Source organism: Gilliamella sp. B2772, assembly GCF_026536985.1.
In the GTDB taxonomy this organism is placed as follows: domain Bacteria; phylum Pseudomonadota; class Gammaproteobacteria; order Enterobacterales; family Orbaceae; genus Gilliamella; species Gilliamella apicola_E.
The window spans coordinates 275,045-293,186 of record NZ_JAFNNB010000002.1 but is presented as its reverse complement, the minus strand read 5'-3'; the positions used below and the strand labels follow the sequence as shown (position 1 = coordinate 293,186).

17 protein-coding genes, 1 pseudogene and 1 riboswitch are annotated in these 18,142 nt (G+C 35.7%); of the genes and pseudogenes, 11 read left to right on the top strand and 7 right to left on the bottom strand.

Annotation, left to right across the window (positions count from 1 at the left end):
• Positions 1 to 3: 3 nt before the first annotated feature.
• From rpe to thiD, 7 genes are all read left to right on the top strand, one after another.
• Complete coding sequence (gene rpe, locus J3T98_RS06565) at positions 4 to 681, top strand: ribulose-phosphate 3-epimerase (protein ID WP_065734647.1); 678 nt, start codon at positions 4 to 6, stop codon at positions 679 to 681.
• Entirely contained in the window at positions 674 to 1,369 is a 696-nt protein-coding gene (locus J3T98_RS06560; RefSeq protein WP_065563578.1) for a phosphoglycolate phosphatase, read from the top strand. Before rpe ends, J3T98_RS06560 begins: the two co-directional genes overlap by 8 nt.
• Positions 1,370 to 1,392: 23 nt before the next feature.
• Complete coding sequence (gene trpS, locus J3T98_RS06555; protein WP_267362436.1) at positions 1,393 to 2,388, top strand: tryptophan--tRNA ligase; 996 nt, start codon at positions 1,393 to 1,395, stop codon at positions 2,386 to 2,388.
• 114 nt (positions 2,389 to 2,502) lie between these two features.
• Positions 2,503 to 3,864: a Trk system potassium transporter TrkA gene (trkA, locus tag J3T98_RS06550; protein ID WP_065563580.1), complete on the top strand. Its 1,362-nt coding sequence runs from the start codon at positions 2,503 to 2,505 to the stop codon at positions 3,862 to 3,864.
• Between the two features lie 54 nt (positions 3,865 to 3,918).
• Positions 3,919 to 4,020: riboswitch (TPP riboswitch) on the top strand.
• 52 nt (positions 4,021 to 4,072) lie between these two features.
• Positions 4,073 to 4,858, top strand: a complete 786-nt coding sequence (gene thiM / locus J3T98_RS06545) for a hydroxyethylthiazole kinase (RefSeq protein ID WP_220225722.1) — start codon at positions 4,073 to 4,075, stop codon at positions 4,856 to 4,858.
• Positions 4,858 to 5,499 carry a thiamine phosphate synthase gene (thiE, locus tag J3T98_RS06540; protein WP_267362434.1) on the top strand — a complete coding sequence of 214 codons (642 nt, stop codon included), beginning with the start codon at positions 4,858 to 4,860 and terminating at the stop codon, positions 5,497 to 5,499. Before thiM ends, thiE begins: the two co-directional genes overlap by 1 nt.
• A gap of 11 nt (positions 5,500 to 5,510) precedes the next feature.
• Complete coding sequence (gene thiD, locus J3T98_RS06535; RefSeq protein WP_267362432.1) at positions 5,511 to 6,323, top strand: bifunctional hydroxymethylpyrimidine kinase/phosphomethylpyrimidine kinase; 813 nt, start codon at positions 5,511 to 5,513, stop codon at positions 6,321 to 6,323.
• A gap of 196 nt (positions 6,324 to 6,519) precedes the next feature.
• On the opposite strand, the gene J3T98_RS06530 is transcribed toward thiD, so the two are convergent.
• Entirely contained in the window at positions 6,520 to 6,723 is a 204-nt protein-coding gene (locus J3T98_RS06530) for a heavy-metal-associated domain-containing protein (protein ID WP_267362431.1), read from the bottom strand.
• 439 nt (positions 6,724 to 7,162) lie between these two features.
• Here J3T98_RS06530 and J3T98_RS06525 point away from each other — a divergent pair, with 439 nt between their 5' ends.
• Together J3T98_RS06525 and J3T98_RS06520 are read left to right on the top strand one after the other, a co-directional pair.
• On the top strand, positions 7,163 to 8,335 hold the full coding sequence (locus J3T98_RS06525; protein WP_267362430.1) for a M20 aminoacylase family protein: 1,173 nt from the start codon (positions 7,163 to 7,165) through the stop codon (positions 8,333 to 8,335).
• 15 nt (positions 8,336 to 8,350) lie between these two features.
• Entirely contained in the window at positions 8,351 to 9,775 is a 1,425-nt protein-coding gene (locus tag J3T98_RS06520; RefSeq protein WP_267362429.1) for an MFS transporter, read from the top strand.
• An 89-nt stretch (positions 9,776 to 9,864) separates the two neighbouring features.
• Here J3T98_RS06520 and J3T98_RS06515 read toward each other — a convergent pair.
• Both J3T98_RS06515 and J3T98_RS06510 read right to left on the bottom strand, forming a co-directional pair.
• Positions 9,865 to 10,047: pseudogene (locus J3T98_RS06515) on the bottom strand (tRNA uridine-5-carboxymethylaminomethyl(34) synthesis GTPase MnmE); the annotation flags it as partial.
• A 272-nt stretch (positions 10,048 to 10,319) separates the two neighbouring features.
• On the bottom strand, positions 10,320 to 11,222 hold the full coding sequence (locus tag J3T98_RS06510; protein ID WP_267331779.1) for a DMT family transporter: 903 nt from the start codon (positions 11,220 to 11,222) through the stop codon (positions 10,320 to 10,322).
• A 148-nt stretch (positions 11,223 to 11,370) separates the two neighbouring features.
• Between J3T98_RS06510 and J3T98_RS06505 the strand changes: the two genes are divergently transcribed.
• Positions 11,371 to 12,261 carry a LysR family transcriptional regulator gene (locus J3T98_RS06505; protein WP_267331780.1) on the top strand — a complete coding sequence of 297 codons (891 nt, stop codon included), beginning with the start codon at positions 11,371 to 11,373 and terminating at the stop codon, positions 12,259 to 12,261.
• A gap of 182 nt (positions 12,262 to 12,443) precedes the next feature.
• Here the strand turns inward: J3T98_RS06505 and mnmE are convergent, their stop codons facing one another.
• The 3 genes from mnmE to J3T98_RS06490 all read right to left on the bottom strand — a co-directional run bounded on the left by mnmE (position 12,444) and on the right by J3T98_RS06490 (position 15,065).
• On the bottom strand, positions 12,444 to 13,805 hold the full coding sequence (mnmE, locus tag J3T98_RS06500) for a tRNA uridine-5-carboxymethylaminomethyl(34) synthesis GTPase MnmE (RefSeq protein WP_267362428.1): 1,362 nt from the start codon (positions 13,803 to 13,805) through the stop codon (positions 12,444 to 12,446).
• Positions 13,806 to 13,900: 95 nt separating this feature from the next.
• Positions 13,901 to 14,503 (bottom strand): YdcF family protein, encoded by a 603-nt coding sequence (locus J3T98_RS06495; RefSeq protein WP_081303381.1) that lies wholly within the window; start codon positions 14,501 to 14,503, stop codon positions 13,901 to 13,903.
• Between the two features lie 10 nt (positions 14,504 to 14,513).
• Positions 14,514 to 15,065, bottom strand: coding sequence for a DNA-3-methyladenine glycosylase I (locus tag J3T98_RS06490; protein WP_267362427.1), 552 nt, complete (start codon positions 15,063 to 15,065; stop codon positions 14,514 to 14,516).
• A 243-nt stretch (positions 15,066 to 15,308) separates the two neighbouring features.
• Here J3T98_RS06490 and J3T98_RS06485 point away from each other — a divergent pair, with 243 nt between their 5' ends.
• On the top strand, positions 15,309 to 16,658 hold the full coding sequence (locus J3T98_RS06485; protein WP_065734657.1) for an MFS transporter: 1,350 nt from the start codon (positions 15,309 to 15,311) through the stop codon (positions 16,656 to 16,658).
• 73 nt (positions 16,659 to 16,731) lie between these two features.
• On the opposite strand, the gene gorA is transcribed toward J3T98_RS06485, so the two are convergent.
• Complete coding sequence (gene gorA, locus J3T98_RS06480; protein WP_267362426.1) at positions 16,732 to 18,084, bottom strand: glutathione-disulfide reductase; 1,353 nt, start codon at positions 18,082 to 18,084, stop codon at positions 16,732 to 16,734.
• Positions 18,085 to 18,142 lie beyond the last annotated feature (58 nt).

Below are 18,142 nucleotides of genomic sequence, written 5' to 3'. Positions count from 1 at the left end.
GTTATGAAAGAGTTTATTATTGCACCATCAATATTATCCGCTGATTTTGCTCGACTTGGAGAAGATACGCAGAAAGTATTAGACGCTGGTGCCGATGTTGTCCATTTTGATGTAATGGATAACCATTTTGTACCAAATTTGACGATGGGTAGTATGTTTTGTAAGGCTCTTCGTGATTATGGTATTAAGGCTCCGATTGATGTTCATTTGATGGTTTCGCCTGTTGAAGATTTAATTACCTCATTTGCCAAAGCTGGCGCAACTAATATCTCTATTCACCCTGAAGCAACTATTCACCTTGACCGTTCTTTGCAATTAATTAAAGATCATGGTTGCAGTGCGGGAATTGTACTTAATCCTGCAACGCCGTTAGATTATTTAGATTATGTGATGGATAAAGTCGACATTATTTTATTAATGAGCGTTAATCCAGGTTTTGGTGGACAATCATTTATACCAAGTACACTAAAAAAATTACAACAAGTTAAACAGCGCATTATTGAGTCTGGTAGAAAGATTCGTTTAGAAATTGATGGTGGTGTTAAAGTTGATAATATCGCTGAAATTGCCAGAGCGGGTGCTGATATGTTTGTTGCTGGTTCAGCAATATTTGGTCAACCGGATTATAAAGCTGTAATTGATGCAATGCGTAAAGAATTAGAAGGTGTTAACCATGGCTAAGTTAAATGATATTCAAGCTATTGCTTTCGATTTAGATGGAACTTTAGTCGATAGTGTGCCTGGCCTTGCCTTAGCTGCACAAAAGATGTTAGCAGATTTGGAGTTACCCACCGTTACTAATGAACAAGTAAAAAACATGGTCGGTAATGGCATTGATGTCATGCTCGAGCGCGTGTTCAACGTGATTGGTCGCAATCCGTCTAAAGAGGATTTCAACAAAGCGAAACAGTTGTTTAATCATCATTATGATAAGGTTATGGATGAGCAAACAACGCTATTCCCGCATGTTAAAGAAACCTTAAAAACGCTTTATGAAAATCATTATCCCTTAGCTTTAGTTACCAATAAACCTGCGCAATTTTTACCTGCTTTATTGACGTCATTAGGTATTAAAGAATACTTTTCATTGGTACTTGGTGGTGGTGATGTGATTAAGTTGAAACCACACCCTGCCCCACTTTATCAAGTCATGGCAACCTTTGGATTGTTTAGTGATCAGTTGCTGTTTGTTGGTGATTCAAAGAATGATATTACTGCTGCTAAAAATGCTAATTGCCCGACTGTAGCATTAAGTTATGGTTATAATTATGGGGTGTCGATTGCATCTAGCAAGCCTGATTTTTTATTTGATGATTTTAAAGATATATTAACCTTATTACCTCAGCCAAAGGCTGATGCAAAAAAATAATGAGTATAAATTAGGAATAAATTATGAGTAAACCAATTGTATTTAGTGGCGCTCAGCCATCAGGAGAACTAACATTAGGCAACTATTTAGGGGCTTTGAAGAATTGGGTGTCTTTGCAAAATGAATATGATTGCGTTTATTGTATTGTCAATCAACATGCGATCACGGTCCGTCAAGATCCTAATAAGTTGCGAAAAGCAACACTTGATACGTTAGCGCTTTATTTGGCCTGTGGTATCGATCCACAAAAAAGTACTATTTTTGTTCAATCACAAGTACCAGCTCACGCTGAATTAGGTTGGGCGTTGAACTGTTATACTTATTTTGGTGAACTGAGCCGTATGACGCAGTTTAAAGATAAGTCATCTCGTCACTCTGAAAATATTAACGCCGGGCTATTTGATTATCCAGTATTAATGGCTGCTGATATTTTGTTATATCAAGCTAATTTAGTTCCTGTAGGTGATGATCAGAAACAACATCTCGAGTTATCACGTGATATCGCTATGCGTTTTAATGCACTTTATGGCGATATTTTTACTGTTCCTGAGCCGTTTATTTCTAAAGTAGGTGCTCGTGTGATGTCTTTACAAGATCCAACCAAAAAGATGTCTAAATCAGATGATAATCGTAACAATGTTATTGGTTTACTTGAGAATCCGAAAGATGTCGAGAAGAAGATTAAACGGGCAATGACCGATTCAGACGAACCACCTGTTGTACGTTATGATTCAAAAAACAAAGCCGGTGTTTCAAATCTGTTAGATATTTTGACAGGTATTACAGGTAAGCCGATTGCTGAACTTGAAAAAGAGTTTGAAGGCAAAATGTATGGTCATCTAAAAACCGAGGTGGCAAATCAAGTTATCGAGATGTTAACCGGTTTACAAGCAAAATATCATCAATATCGAGATGATGAAAATTATCTTCTTTCAATTATGCAAGAAGGAGCACAAAAAGCTGGCGCTAAAGCAGAGCCTACGTTGAAGAAGGTTTATGATGCAATCGGTTTTGTATAATCTAAAATAAGATTGCGATTATTACTAAACAATATCAAACGGCTTTAATTGATATGAGCTCTATTGTTCTAATAATGAGTTAGGTTGAGGCCTTTTGATTATAATAGGTTTATTATGAAAATTATCATTCTTGGTGCAGGCCAAACTGGTAGTGCACTTGCTGAATATCTAGTAACTGAAAAGCAGAACGATGTGACTGTCGTTGATGAAGATCATGATAAATTGCAATCTTTGCAAGAGCGTTTTGATTTACAAGTCATTTGCGGTAAATCCTCTTACCCACAAGTATTAGAGAGTGCTGGCGCGGAATCAGCCGATATGTTAGTTGCCGTTACCAATTCTGATGAAGTAAATATGATGGCTTGTCAGATTGGGCATGTGATGTTTAATATTCCACAAAAAGTTGCTAGAATCCGTGCTCCTGAATATAACGATGAAAGATACCCATTCTTCAATAAAGATTGTATCAACATCGATCATATTATTGCTCCTGAAAACTTAATTACAAATCATATTAGCCAATTAGTTCAATATCCTGGTGCTCTACAGTTTGCTTCGTTTTATGATAATCGTGTCTGTTTGGTTGCTGTAACCGCTTATTACGGTGGTGCGTTAGTGGGGAGCGAACTGTCCGAACTTAAAGAGCATTTACCACATGTCGAAGCGCGTGTTGTTGCTATTTATCGTCAAAATCGTTTTATTCGCCCAATAGGTTCGACTTTAATTGAAGCTGGAGACATGGTTTATTTTATTACCCCTCCCCTCAATATTAAAGCAGTAACCAGTGAACTACAAAGGCTAGAAAAACCTTATAAACGTATTATTATTAGCGGTGGCGGTGGCGTTGCCATTGCTTTAGCTAAACGTTTAGAGAATGATTATCAAGTTAAGTTGATTGAACGTAATGCAGAAAAAGCTGAATTAATAGCTGAGCAGTTAGTTAATACCACCGTGTTACATGGAGAATCATCAGACCAAGAATTATTATCACAAGAGCAAGTTGAGTTAACCGATCTGTTTGTGGCGGTCACTAGCGATGATGAAGCCAATATTATGTCATCTATGCTGGCAAAAAGAATGGGGGCAAAAAAAGTCATCGTTCTTATCCAGCGACAAGCCTACTTAGAATTGATTAACGATAGTGTTATTGATATCGCGATTTCACCACAACATGCCACTATTTCAGAACTACTAAGCCATGTTAGGCAAACGGGTGTAGTTAAAGTTGTCTCATTACGCCAAGGTGAATCAGAAATTGTCGAAGTAGTTGCTCGTGGTGAAGCGGAAAATTCAAAATTAGTCGGTAAAAATATTAACAGTTTAAAATTACCTTCAGGTGCTACGATTGGTGCCGTGGTTCGTGGTGAAGATGTAATTATAGTAAATACGGATTTAATGATTGAAGATGGCGATCATTTAATAATTTTCTTGCCGGATAGACGAGCCATTAGTGATATAGAAAGATTATTACAATAACTTGTTTAATTTTTAAACTCAGTTCATAATAGATTCAATTTTATCCAAATTTGTTATTTAGACTCGGGGTGTTTTTTGTTAGAGCAAAAAACTGAGAATTTACCCGTTGAACCTGATCTGGATCATGCCAGCGTAGGGAAGTCTCTGTCTTAATTAACGCTTTTGACACATTCTTCCCTTAATATTATTTATTAGATAAGGAAAGAATATGTCGGTAATTAAATTATTTTCAAATCAAGATGCCATTCCTTTTATTGAGCAAGTTCATCAGAAGCGACCTTTAATCCATTGTATTACCAATGATGTGGTACAAAATTACACCGCTAACGTTCTTTTGGCGATTGGGGCTTCACCAGCGATGGTGGTAGCTGAGCAAGAAGTTGAGGACTTTGTTGCCATTGCAAATGGTTTGTTAATTAATATTGGCACGATCAATAGTCATAGCGCTAAAAGCATGTTACTAGCCGCCGCAAAAGCTAATCAAACTCCTTGGGTATTAGATCCTGTCGCAGTTGGAGCAGCATTGAAATATCGTACTGAAATTGCTAAGCAATTATTAACATTTAAACCGACAGTTATTCGAGGAAATGCTTCAGAAATTCTAGCTTTAAGTGGTCAACAATCATCATCAAAAGGGCCTGATGGGCTGGATTCTACTGATTCTGCATTAAATGCGGCAATGCTATTAGCCAAGAAATATCAAACCATTGTTGCAATAACAGGTGAGACCGATTATGTCACAGATGGTGAGCAGGTTTATAGCATTGTTGGGGGTGATATCGCGCTAACACAAGTAACTGGTACTGGTTGTTCATTATCTGCGATTGTGGCAGCATTGATTGCAAGTTCTGAAGATCATTTAAAGGCTACTGCTTCAGCCTGCTTTATGATGAAAAAAGCGGGTGAACTCGCTAATAAACAGCAAGGCCTAGGTACTTTTGCTATGTCAATTATTGACCAACTTTCTCTTTTCACCACAAATAAGGATTTTTGATGAAGAAGCAACTTGATTTAACACTCTATTTAGTACTTGATCCATTACTTTGTGATGGCATAAATGGTATGGTTAATACCACTACGTTTGCAGTTGAAAATGGTGTTACTGCCGTTCAATTACGTTCAGAACAAAAATATTCAGGTAGAAATTGGTATAAAGCCGCCCAAGCTTTAAAAGAAGTATTAATCGACACTCAAGTTCCACTATTGATTAATGATCATATTGATATAGCTTTAGCTGTCGATGCCGATGGTGTTCATGTTGGACAAAGCGATCTACCTGTCGAAATTGCACGACGATTAATTGGAGAAGATAAATGGATAGGGCTTTCAGTCTCTAATTATTCGCAACTTGAGCGCGTTCCTTGGCAACTAGTCGATTATCTAGGTATTGGCCCTATCTATCCAACCCCCACCAAAAAAGATGCAGCAGAAGCAATAGGCATCGCCCAATTGACTGAACTTGTTAAAGCAAAACAATGCCCTGCCGTTGCGATAGGTGGTATCGGTGTAAACAATTTAACTGAAGTGATTCAAACTGGCATTGAAGGTATTGCCGTTGTATCCGCAATTTGCGGGCAAGGAGATATTGCTAAGGCCACATCTGATTTGATTAGAAAAATAAGACAAGCAAGATAGGAAATTAAACCATGACAACAGTTTCATTAACTATAGCTGGTAGCGATCCTAGTGGCGGTGCAGGTATTCAGGCCGATTTAAAAGCCTTTTCAGCGCTTGGCGCTTATGGGATGTCAGTCATTACTGCTTTAACCGCACAAAGTACACAAGGTGTTAATAGCATATACCCAGTGCCACCCGAATTTGTTGAGGCTCAATTTAACACACTTTATCAAGATATCCATATTGATAGCGTTAAAATCGGTATGCTGATGAATAAAGAGATTGTAACCACGGTTAATCATCTATTAAGCAATAATCCTATTGCCAATATTGTTCTTGATACGGTAATGATAGCCAAAGGGGGGCATCCTTTATTGAGAAATGATGCCATTACCGCTATTCGAGAATTGCTATTACCATTAGCCACCATCATCACCCCTAACCTTCCAGAAGCAGCAGCATTACTTGATTGTCATGAGGCACAAAACGAAGATGAAATGCAACAACAGGGTTATGAGCTACTCAAATTAGGCTGTCAGGCAGTATTAATGAAAGGGGGACATTTGCCAAGTCAAGAAAGTCCGGATTATTTAATCACGCCAACAAAGATCATCAGAATGGCATCACCACGTATCCAAACTAAAAACACTCATGGTACAGGTTGCACATTATCGGCAGCCATTTCAGCATTACTACCAAAATATGAGTTAGAAGAAGCCGTTAAACAAGCAAAAAAATACCTACAAGGTGCCATTGAAAATGCAGATAATTTGAAAATTGGTAAAGGAATTGGACCTACTCACCATTTTTATCAATGGTGGAACACCGCAGGAAAAGGCTAGAAAGCTAAATGTGGTATTTTCGGCAAACGCTATTTTCAACAGCTATATACTTCATCGACAATCCGTGCCAATGAAGTATATGAAAACTTTTTTAGTGCATCATCTAGTAAAATAGAGGCTATTGGATATTTTTATTATCTAGTATTTAAGCGATTGTCTTAATCGTTTAAAATGAGAAATTGTAAATAGTATTGCCTTAATACGAAATACCCACAAACTCAAACCCCGCTTGATTAACGGCTTGAATTGCAGCTTCTTGTGAGATAGTACCACCTTCTATATCAACCTCATGCTTCGCTAAATCAACGGTCACTTTAGCTTTAGGATCAATATCATTAATTGCTTTAGTAATGGTTTTAACACAATGTTGACAACTCATATTATCGACGATTAATTTCATCATTATCCCCTTTTGTTATCTAATAATTCATCTAGTTATGTTGCAACGTTGGAACATCTATAATTAAAATAAATTTGCCTGCCATATAAAGTATAGTGATTATATTACGCCAATAAGCCTACAAAAAAAACACCTCAGAATAATGAAAATTTATAAGATTTATATCTGTTATTAATAAATCGTAATGATTGAGCGTTTCTGCTCCTTTATACTCAAATAAACCATCGTGCCAAGAAAAATAAGAAAGGTTATCCTTCAAGAATAAAAATTGAATAACAGAAATAATCGACTTATACAAAATTAGATTGTATATTTATTCATCTATGTGGTTTTGATAACAAAGTTAGTTTTTGTTTTTAAATATAATTTTAACTTAGATGTATAGTTCCATTTTTATTTTTTTCTCATAAACGATATTCAGGTTAATTAGGAGCCTAAAATGCAGCATATTATGGAAACGATTAGAAAAACAGAACAAGAATTTGTTGATATTCGACATCAGATTCATAAACATCCTGAGTTAGGTTTTGAAGAGAAAAAAACCAGTGATTTAGTTGCAAATAAGCTATCTGAATGGGGCTATGAGGTTCATCGTGGTCTAGCAAAAACTGGCGTCGTTGGTGTTTTGAAAAATGGCGCTAGTAATAAGAACATAGGTATTAGAGCTGACATGGATGCATTACCTATTGTTGAAGCTTCGGGTAAACCTTGGAGCAGTGTTAGCCATGGTAAATTCCACGGTTGTGGTCATGATGGGCATACCACTATTTTGCTATGTGCAGCTAAATATCTTGCCGAAACACGCAACTTTGATGGGACTTTACATGTCATTTTTCAACCAGCTGAAGAGTTGTTATATGGTGGGAAAGTGATGGTCGATGAGGGTTTATTTAAACAATTTCCTTGTGATGTGATTTTCGGTATTCACAATATGCCCGGATTTAAGGAAGGCCATTTTTATTTTAAAAGCGGTGCTCTTATGGCTTCATCCGATACGATACATATCACCATCAAAGGGAAAGGTGCTCATGGAGCCATGCCTGAGCGAGGAATTGATGCGACGCTTGTTGCTTGTTATATTGGCATTGCTTTACAAAGTATTGTTTCCCGCAATGTTTCACCCTTTGAGAAAGCTGTTATCACGATTGGTTGTATTCAATCTGGAGAAGCCCCCAATGTGGTGAATAGCGATGCATTGATGAAGCTAACCGTCAGAGCATTAGATAATAATACCCGGACTTTATTGCTCAAGCGTATTACCGAAATTGCCACTTCGCAGGCGGAAAGTTTTGGCGCCTCAGTTAAAATCGAACATATCAATGGTAGCCCTGTTTTACATAATGGTGCTAATGCAACAAAATTTGCATTAGAAGTTGCTCAGAAATTAGTCGGTAAAGATCGTGTTCATGATAATTGCCATCCTTTTATGGGCAGTGAAGATTTTGCTTTTATGTTAGAGAGCAATCCAAATGGTTGTTACATGATTATCGGCAATGGAGACGAACCAGGATTTTGTAGTGTTCATAATCCTGGTTATGATTTTAATGATAAATGTATTGTTCCTGCTGCGTCATATTGGGTTGCATTAACTGAAACATATTTAAGTAAATAAGGATAAATCGCTTCTATGTCTGGTTTAAATATGTCAACTTCAAAGAATTCTAGCACCAAGCAATTTAAAAGTTATAACCGGTTAACATTAGGTATTGTATTAGGAGTTATTACTTTTTGGCTGTTTGCTCAATCAATAGTCAATGTTGGACTGGCTGTTCAGCATACTGTTGGTATCACTCCAGCCTCTTTTAATTTAGCAGTAAGTTTGACTGCACTTTTCTCTGGCTGCTTTATTGTGGTTGCTGGTGGTTTAGCTGATCGCTTTGGACGAGTTCGTTTTACTTACTTTGGTTTTATTTTAAGTATTATTGGTTGTCTTTGTTTGATTTTCGCCCAAGGAGAAATATTATTTACCTTTGGACGCATTATTCAAGGCTTATCTGCAGCTTGTATTATGCCATCGACTTTAGCATTAGTGAAAACCTATTATCAAGGTAAAGATCGTCAGCGTGCATTGAGTTTTTGGTCGATTGGATCTTGGGGCGGCTCGGGCACTTGTGTGCTTGCTGGCGGTGCAATAGCGACTTATTTAGGTTGGCAATGGATCTTTATAATCTCTATTATCTGTGCTGTATTAGGTATGCTTTTGTTGAAAGGAACTCCTGAAACCAAAATTGAAGATCCTTCGAGTCTGCCAAAATTTGATTATGTAGGGCTATTTGTTTTTGTTATTACGTTAGTTTCATTAAATCTTGTGATAACCAAAGGTTCTACTTTTGGATGGACTAGTCTAACAACATTATCGTTGGCTACCGTTTGTTTTGTTTTTATGATTTTATTTTTTGTTATTGAAAAAAGTAAAGCGAGTGGCGCTTTCATTGATTTTGCATTATTTAAAAATATCCCTTACCGTGGTGCTACCTTATCCAACTTTATGCTAAATGCTGTTGCAGGCACGTTAATTGTGGCCAGCACTTATACCCAACAGGGGCGAGGGTTTACCTCTTTCCAAAATGGATTATTAACTATTGGTTATTTAGTTTCGGTTTTATGTATGATTCGTGTTGGTGAAAAAATCTTACAAAAGGTAGGTGCGAAAAAACCAATGTTAATGGGACCGTTAATTACTGGTTCCGGAATTGCATTGATGACGCTGACATTTTTACCAGATATGCTTTATATCATTTCAGTATTAGGTGGCTACATTTTATTTGGTCTTGGTTTAGGTTTTTATGCGACACCTTCGATCGACACAGCAATTTCTAGCGCCCCTGAAGATAAAGTTGGTATTGCATCAGGAATATATAAAATGGCAAGTTCATTAGGCGGTGCTTTTGGTGTCGCCATTTCAGCATCAATTTATGCTGCAGTTATTGCCAGTGGTCAAAGTATAGCAACTGGCGCAGCAATTGGATTATGGATTAATGTCGGATTTTGTCTGTTATGTTTTATTTCAATTTTATTTTTAGTTCCAAATAATGCCGGCAAAAATAAATAGCTTAAGTTAATTTTTAATTCTTAAAACACTTCATAGGGATATGACTTTTTATTTATATCCCTATATTTCTAACCAACATTATGTTCAGCTTATTTACCAATGCAAAATGAGCTGAATATGCGCCCTAGTAGATCATTGGAGGTAAATTCGCCAGTGATTTCACTCAATGACTCTTGCGCAAGCCGAAGTTCTTCTGCTAATAGTTCGCCAGCATGAAATGTTGTGAGCTGGTATTTACCATTATTTAAATGCTCTGCTGCTTTTTCAAGTGCTTATAAATGTCAGTGATAAGCCAAAAGTCTCATCCCGTGCTACTCATAAAACACATTACCTGTTTGATATAATCACATATTTAGGTTAATAGCTGATCCTTTTCGTACTAATTGAATGAGGGAATAGCCATAACGAGTACAAATCTACTTAACCGTCATTGCACAAAACATTAAATGACATTTTACTCAAAAAATCTTTAAACAAAAAAACTCTCGAACTTATGGTTAATTATGTCAAATAATGATTATTGAATTGTGATATTAGGACTTTTTTAACGATTAATTTTTAATATTTGATAAGATCCTGTCGCATATATCACTCCACTTATAACTAAAAGGGCTCCAGCTAACTGTAATAAATTGGGTATTGTACCGGTTATAAAAGCGAGTAATAAAGTAAAAACAGGTACGAAATTGAAAAACAATGAAGTATTAGCTGCACCGAGTTCTTTTATCCCAACATTCCAAAATAAATATGCTAATACTGAACCAACAAGTCCCATATAAATAAGAATAATTTGATTGTATGTTGAAATTTCTTCAATCTCTTTTATTAAGTCACTTTGATAAAAAGAAAATACAACTATTCCTATAGTACCAAATAACATCGTAAAAGCTGTTGTTTGTAATGGTGTCGAATCGGATATAAATCTACGACATCCAACAGTGTAGGTTGCCCAAGCCAGATTTCCCAATAAAATAATCAAATCACCACGAGTAAAATGTAATTTAAATATATTATTTATATCACCATGGCTTATCACTAAAATTACACCAATCAAGCTGATCAACATCCCTACAGTTTGTGGCAATGAAACACGGTGTTTTTCTGTAATTGATGATATTAATATGGTTGTCACTGGCGATGTAGCCATAATAAGTGCACCATTTAAAGCGGATGTAGTTTGTAACCCGATAAAAAAGGCTAAATTGAAGCCTGTAATGCCACATAATCCAAGTAAAATTAATGGTTTCCAATTTAATTTAAATGCATTGATGTTGCCTTTATCTTTAATGATCATAAAAACAAAAATAGCTAATGTTGCAATAATAAAACGTTCAGAAGCTGCTGTAAGTGGCGATACGGAAGAGACAACTATCGAACCAGCATTAAAATTAGTTCCCCAAAAAAAGGTTGATAGTATAACAAGTAAAATTGTAATTTTTTTTTTCATTTTAATCTCTATTTTATTCATAAAAAGGCATCTAATGGTATCAAGTTAGTCCACGTTGCTTAAGGTAGGTCAATAACTGATAGATTTTGATTTTATGAATAATTCATTCATAGTACAATAAACAAAAAAACAAGGTTAAATTTCAAAAATGAAATTATCATTAGATGATTTGGTCATTTTCGTTAATGTAATCAAAGAAGGTAGTATTGTTAAGGCATCGCATAAACTTTGTATGCCTTCACCAACTATAAGCAGACGTCTAACTCAATTAGAAGAGGCTATTGGCGGTCTTTTGATGCATAGAAGCAGTAGGAAGATCACCCTAACGACATTAGGACAAATGTATATTGCTAAATTTACTACCTTAGTTGAGGAGTTTGTTGAAACAGCTGAAGATTTGTATGATTTTAACCAAAAGTTATCCGGAACAATAAGAATAACTGCACCATTAAGCCTAACACATCAATGGTTTGGAAACTGTGTGTTTTCATTTATGAAAACATACCCTGATATAAAAATAGATTTAATGGCTACGAATCAGATAGTTAATTTAGCCGATATGAATATAGATATTGCCATACGCGTGGGAGATTTGACCGATAGTGATTGGATAGCAAAACGAATACTATTGTCGAAAAATATTTTGTGCTCATCCAAAGATTATTTAGAACAAATACCTATATGTACACATCCCATTGATTTACTCGATAAAAATTTAATTAATATAAGTCATAACTTAAGCTGGTCACTCACTAATACCACAAATAAAGAATATTATGAGGTACAAGCAAATCCTTATTTGATTATGGATGATACTGAACTAATAATTGACGCAACCAAAGCAGGAATGGGGATATGTTTTGTTCCATCTCAGTTTGTTCAAAAAAGTTTAGTTAATGGAGAGTTAGTGCAAGTGTTACCTAATTGGACCGGTAGCATTCGACCTATCTCTTTAATATTCAAGGATAGAAATTATATGCCAAACAGAGTGAAAGTTTTTAAACAATACATTGAAAATTATGTAAATTTAATGCTTTAGAATCCATACCTAAACGATTATCTCTCGTATTTACTGAGTATATTTTTTATCTTTTTTTGAATAACACTGAATTATTCCAGACATTACAGTCGTTCAACTCTTCTATGTCTTTATGTTCAAAAACCAAAACAACTGAATTCTGGTTTTTGACAAGTATTAGCTCGTTAACTGTAAAACTTGAATTATTTACCAATACAAAATGAACTGAATATTCTTCCTAATAAGTCATCAGATGTAAATTGACCAGTGATTTCACTCAGAGATTCTTGAGCTAATCTGAGTTCTTCCGCTAATAATTCGCCAGCATGAAATGTTGTGAGCTGGTATTTACCATTATTTAAATGCTCTGCAGCTTTTTCAAGTGCTTGTAAGTGTCGTCGACGAGCTAAAAAGCCCCCTTCTGTACTACTAGTAAAGCCCATTACCTGTTTAAGATGATCACGTAATAAGGTAATACCTTCTCCAGTTCGTGCTGATAGTTGGATAAGGCAATAACCATTTTGTTCACTATAGCCTAATGGTTCACCTGTTAAGTCTGCTTTGTTTCGAATAACGGTTACTGGCATATTTTTAGGTAAGCGTTCAATAAATTCTGGCCAAAGTTTTTCTGGGTTGGCCTCATTGGTTGTTGTGCTATCAACCATAAATAACACCCGATCCGCTTGGTCAATTTCTTGCCATGCCCGTTCAATCCCGATTCGTTCTACTTCATCGCTGGCTTCGCGTAGTCCGGCAGTGTCAATGATATGCAAAGGCATACCATCGATATGAATATGTTCACGCAAAACGTCACGTGTTGTCCCTGCTATGTCAGTAACAATAGCCGCCTCACGACCGGCTAATGCGTTAAGTAAACTTGATTTACCCGCATTAGGTCGACCGGCAATGACAACTTTCATGCCTTCCCGCAGTAATGAACCTTGTTTGGCTTCATGACGAACTTCATTTAATCGTTGAATAACTTGGTCAAGCTCTGCTTCTATTTTTCCGTCAGATAAAAAGTCTATTTCTTCTTCAGGAAAATCAATAGCTGCTTCAGTAAAAATACGCAAATGAATAAGCGATTCTACTAATTCATTAATCTTCTTGGAAAACACGCCTTGTAAAGATGACAAAGCAGATTTGGCCGCTTGTTCTGAACTCGCATCAATTAAATCTGCGATGGCTTCAGCTTGTGCAAGATCTAATTTATCATTTAAGAAAGCTCGCTCTGAAAATTCACCCGGTCTTGCAATACGCACACCAGAAATTTCTAAAATACGTTTTAAAAGTAGATCTAAAATAACTGGTCCACCATGGCCTTGTAGTTCAAGTACATCTTCACCAGTGAACGAGTTTGGATTTGGAAAAAATAAAGCAATGCCTTCATCTAACGTTGTACCATCAGCGGCTAAAAAAGGCAGATAATGAGCGTATCGTGGTTTAGGTAAGATACCTAAAACGACTTTAGCTACCTCTTGTGCTTTAGGTCCAGAAATACGCAATATACCAACACCACCACGACCAGGTGGTGTTGCCTGTGCAACAATTGTGTCTGAATTCATATTTATTAATTGTAATTAAAAATAGCAATGATTAATCATACCATGACTATCATTAAAAATCTGTAAAGGCAAGCTATCTAACTTAATTAGAATGGCTAATTATTATTTTCAACATAATCTAATGGATGGTCAAACAACCATGAATTAAGTAAAGCTAATGGCTCTCTTATCATTGCTATATATTTATCAATATTGGTATAAGCTAACGGTGCAGGTAAACCAGTAATATCACTAATACCCGAGCGTTTAGCTAGCATAATTGAACGAAGAATATGAAAATCATTGGTCACAACAACTGTTTTGCCTAGTGGTAAAATTTGATTAGCATAAACAAACTGTTGAGCCGTTCGCCTTGATCTGTCTTCAAGATATACTCTTGAGGAATCAATACCTTTTTTAATTAGGTAATCAGCCATCACACTTGCTTCAGTTGCAGATTCATCGCTTCCTTGCCCACCACAAACAATTACTTTGGTATTTGGATTACTCTGCAAATAATTAAATGCTGTATCTAAACGATTTTGTAAGGTAAGTGGCGCTTCAGCTGGTGTTCCAACCACTTGTGATCCTAATACGACTAAAGTATCAGCATTAGTTGATGGCTTTTGATTAGCGTAAATAAAAATAATGATATTACAAACGATAAAATAAACTAATATTAATATTAGGCAATATTTTATTAATTTCATGATTGTCATCAATTTCCCCTCATTTTTTAAAGCAATCTTCGAAATGGTCGTTAACTAAGCCCATAGATTGCATAAATGCATAGCAAATTGTTGATCCTACGAATGAAAATCCTTTCTTTTTCAGTGCTTTTGACATTTTATTGGATATTTCTGTACTAACAGGAACCTCACTTTTATCTTTGTAGTGATTGACTATTGGCTTACCATCAACGAATGACCAAATAAATTGTGAGAAGTCCTCATTATTATTTTGCATAGCTAAATAGGCATAGGCATTTTTTACAATGCTATTAAGTTTTAAACGATTTCGAATTAATCCTTTATTTTTGATTAATGACTCTATATCAATAGCGTTTAATTGAATAATTTTTTCTGGGTCAAAATTAAAAAAACATCGACGATATTCTTCTCTTTTTTTTAGTACGGTAATCCAAGATAATCCAGCTTGTTGTCCTTCAAGACAAATTTTTTCAAATAGCTTAAGGCTATCATATTGTGGATACCCCCATTCATTATCATGATAATTTATATATAACGGGTCATTTGTAACCCAACTGCATCGTTTTGCCATTATTTTTATCCAAATATTTTAAAATTATTATATGCGATATATAGATAGAATTTTAGCTTAATATCATTTTTTATACATATTATAAATCAAACAAACATATCGTTATTGTTGATTAAATTTTTTTATGATTAAACAAAAGACTACTTTTTATGGCAGAATGCCTTTTCAAGATTAAAATTTATCAAAGAATAGTCATTTCCTTTACTGGCTATATTCATTTAATAATAAAAATAAGGTTTTTTCATGAGTCAATCTGAAATTAACGCTGAATGGCAACCGGTCGCCCGACCATTGAATAGTAAGGATTTTAAAACATTAATATTGTCATCTTTAGGCGGAACGCTTGAATTTTATGACTTTGTTATCTATGCGCTATATATTGATACCATTGTCAAGCCACTATTTTTACCACATACCTTGTCACCATTAACTTTAGATTTATTTGCATGGGGGATTTTTGCTGCTGGTTATTTAGTTCGTCCTGTTGGCGGAATTATTATGGCCCACTTTGGAGATAAAGTTGGCCGAAAACGGATGTTTACCTTAAGTGTAGCAATGATGGCTTTACCTACTTTTATTATCGGTATTTTACCGACCTATGAAGCAATTGGTATTGTAGCACCATTATTATTGTTGTTGATGCGTATGTTACAAGGCGCAGCTATTGGTGGAGAAATGCCTGGTGCATGGGTATTTATCGCAGAACATACACCAAAACAACGCTATGGTTTGGGAGTTGGTACGTTAACATCAGGTATTACAGGCGGAATTTTACTTGGATTTTTCGTTACAATTATTGTTGATCTCTATTTTACTAGCCAAAATATTTTAGATTATGCTTGGCGTATACCATTTATTATTGGTGGAATTTTTGGTGTTATTTCAGTCTACTTACGAAAATTTTTATCTGAAACGCCAATCTTCAAGGAATTAGCTGCACGTAAAGCATTGGAAAAAAGCATTCCTGTTGTTACTGTACTAAAAAAACATAAGACAGCTTGTTTGATAGTCGCTTTGTTAACTTGGTCATTATCAACAGCAATTATGGTTGGTATTTTAATTACTCCTGGCCGTATCGTTGGCGGTATGTATCATTTTGCTAATCTGGATTGGCGTATAGGTGGATGTATTGCTGCCTTAACATTATCTATTGGCTGTGTTATTTCTGGTTGGTTAGATGATAAATTAGGCACAGCAAAAACAGTCGTCATAACTTGGGGTGGATTGGCTGTGGTAAGCATCTATTTCTATAGTTCACTAACGCCAGATATGTCATTAGCTAAACTATATTCGATTTGGGCGATATTTGGCTTATTTATCGGATCAATCGCTATGACACCAATTATAGGAACTAGAACCTTTCCACCAGCCATTCGCTATTCTGGTCTATCATTATCTTACAATTTAGCCTATGCATTGTTTAGTGCAATAACGCCGACTTTAACTATTTACTTATTAAGTCCCGATCATATATTAGGTGAATACAGTTATCTGGGAGCAGGTATTTACATCTCAGCAGTGGCTTTACTTGCTGTTTTAGTTGGTTTTTCATCATTAGCTCAAAAGGGTTGGCAAAATAGATTAGATAATTAATCACTTAACACCATATAAAAACAGGGCTAAAGCCCTGTTTTTTTTTAACAAGATATAATAAATTTTCTATACATTAGCGCATTGTAACAAACTCTTCTGCCGCTGTTGGGTGAATGGCGATGGTGTTATCAAAGTCTTTTTTTGTTGCACCCATTTTTAATGCGACAGCAAAACCTTGTAAAATTTCGTCCATACCATAGCCTATACCATGAATGCCGACTATTTTTTCTTGTTCACCAATACAAACTAATTTCATTTTACACGGTTGGCGATGAGAAGTTACGGCAGTATACATAGCAGTAAACGTAGATTTATAGACCTTCACGTTTTCAGGGCCATATTGTAACATTGCTTGTGGTTCTGTTAACCCAACTGTCCCGATCGGTGGATGGGTAAATACCACCGTTGGAATATTAGTATAATCTAGATGTTCATTTGGTTTATTGTTGAAAAGTCGTTCAGATAAGCGTCGACCAGCAGCAACTGCAACTGGTGTTAATGCCGCTGCTCCAGTATCATCGCCAACAGAATAAATTCCTGCTACATTAGTATTTTGATACTCATCAACAATAATAAACCCATTACTGTCAACTTTAATACCAGCTGCAGATAAATTCATTTCTTTAGTTGCAGGTTCTCGTCCTATTGCCCAAATTAAACAATCAACAGTATAACTTTTACCATCTTCTAATGTTAACGTTAATGATTCATCAATGTTTTTAGTGACAGAAGATGGAATTGCAAAAGTATGCAAATGCTGACCATCATTAGTTATAACTTCCATTAATGTTTCAACAATTAATGGATCGAAAGCACGTAATGGTGTGCCTTGCCGAACAAATTGATGAGTTTCAGCACCTAGCGAGTGTAAAACACTGGCAATTTCACAAGCTATATAGCCTGCACCAACAACGGCCACTCTTTTTGGTAATGCTTTTAATTCAAAGAATCCATCAGAAGTAATTCCATATTGCGCTCCGGGAATATTGGGTATACTTGGCTTACCACCGACAGCAATAAGAATATGATCGGCACTATAATGCACACCATTGACATCAAGCGTTTTGCTATCAATAAATTTAGCATATCCATGAATAACATCGACATTATTATTGTTTAATACTCGATCATAAGATTGATGAACACGATCAATATAAGCTGTTCGGCTAGCGATTAGTTTATCCCAATCAAAATGATTAATTGTCGTATCAAAACCATAATCAGGGCCATAATGATTAATCGCCTCAGCAATTTGTGCACCATACCACATAATTTTTTTGGGAACACACCCAACATTGACACAAGTTCCGCCTAATAATTTAGCTTCAATAATAGCGCACTTTTTACCGTAAGATGCCGCTCGATTAATTGAAGCAATACCCCCACTACCACCACCGATAGCAATATAGTCATAGTGTTTAGTCATAAAAGAAATCCTTTAAATAAATTAGCATTTGGTAGTTGATAGGTTTGCATAAAGCAGA

Bases quoted from the DNA above. Each gene is read 5' to 3' on its own strand.
- J3T98_RS06520 (WP_267362429.1), top strand. From the start codon at position 8,351: ATGTCTGGTTTAAATATGTCAACTTCAAAGAATTCTAGCACCAAGCAA.
- J3T98_RS06560 (WP_065563578.1), top strand. From the start codon at position 674: ATGGCTAAGTTAAATGATATTCAAGCTATTGCTTTCGATTTAGATGGA.
- thiE (WP_267362434.1), top strand. From the start codon at position 4,858: ATGAAGAAGCAACTTGATTTAACACTCTATTTAGTACTTGATCCATTA.
- J3T98_RS06530 (WP_267362431.1), bottom strand. From the start codon at position 6,723: ATGAAATTAATCGTCGATAATATGAGTTGTCAACATTGTGTTAAAACC.
- rpe (WP_065734647.1), top strand. From the start codon at position 4: ATGAAAGAGTTTATTATTGCACCATCAATATTATCCGCTGATTTTGCT.
- J3T98_RS06485 (WP_065734657.1), top strand. From the start codon at position 15,309: ATGAGTCAATCTGAAATTAACGCTGAATGGCAACCGGTCGCCCGACCA.
- trpS (WP_267362436.1), top strand. From the start codon at position 1,393: ATGAGTAAACCAATTGTATTTAGTGGCGCTCAGCCATCAGGAGAACTA.
- gorA (WP_267362426.1), bottom strand. From the start codon at position 18,084: ATGACTAAACACTATGACTATATTGCTATCGGTGGTGGTAGTGGGGGT.
- J3T98_RS06510 (WP_267331779.1), bottom strand. From the start codon at position 11,222: ATGAAAAAAAAAATTACAATTTTACTTGTTATACTATCAACCTTTTTT.
- thiM (WP_220225722.1), top strand. From the start codon at position 4,073: ATGTCGGTAATTAAATTATTTTCAAATCAAGATGCCATTCCTTTTATT.
- mnmE (WP_267362428.1), bottom strand. From the start codon at position 13,805: ATGAATTCAGACACAATTGTTGCACAGGCAACACCACCTGGTCGTGGT.
- thiD (WP_267362432.1), top strand. From the start codon at position 5,511: ATGACAACAGTTTCATTAACTATAGCTGGTAGCGATCCTAGTGGCGGT.
- J3T98_RS06490 (WP_267362427.1), bottom strand. From the start codon at position 15,065: ATGGCAAAACGATGCAGTTGGGTTACAAATGACCCGTTATATATAAAT.
- J3T98_RS06505 (WP_267331780.1), top strand. From the start codon at position 11,371: ATGAAATTATCATTAGATGATTTGGTCATTTTCGTTAATGTAATCAAA.
- J3T98_RS06495 (WP_081303381.1), bottom strand. From the start codon at position 14,503: ATGACAATCATGAAATTAATAAAATATTGCCTAATATTAATATTAGTT.
- J3T98_RS06525 (WP_267362430.1), top strand. From the start codon at position 7,163: ATGCAGCATATTATGGAAACGATTAGAAAAACAGAACAAGAATTTGTT.
- trkA (WP_065563580.1), top strand. From the start codon at position 2,503: ATGAAAATTATCATTCTTGGTGCAGGCCAAACTGGTAGTGCACTTGCT.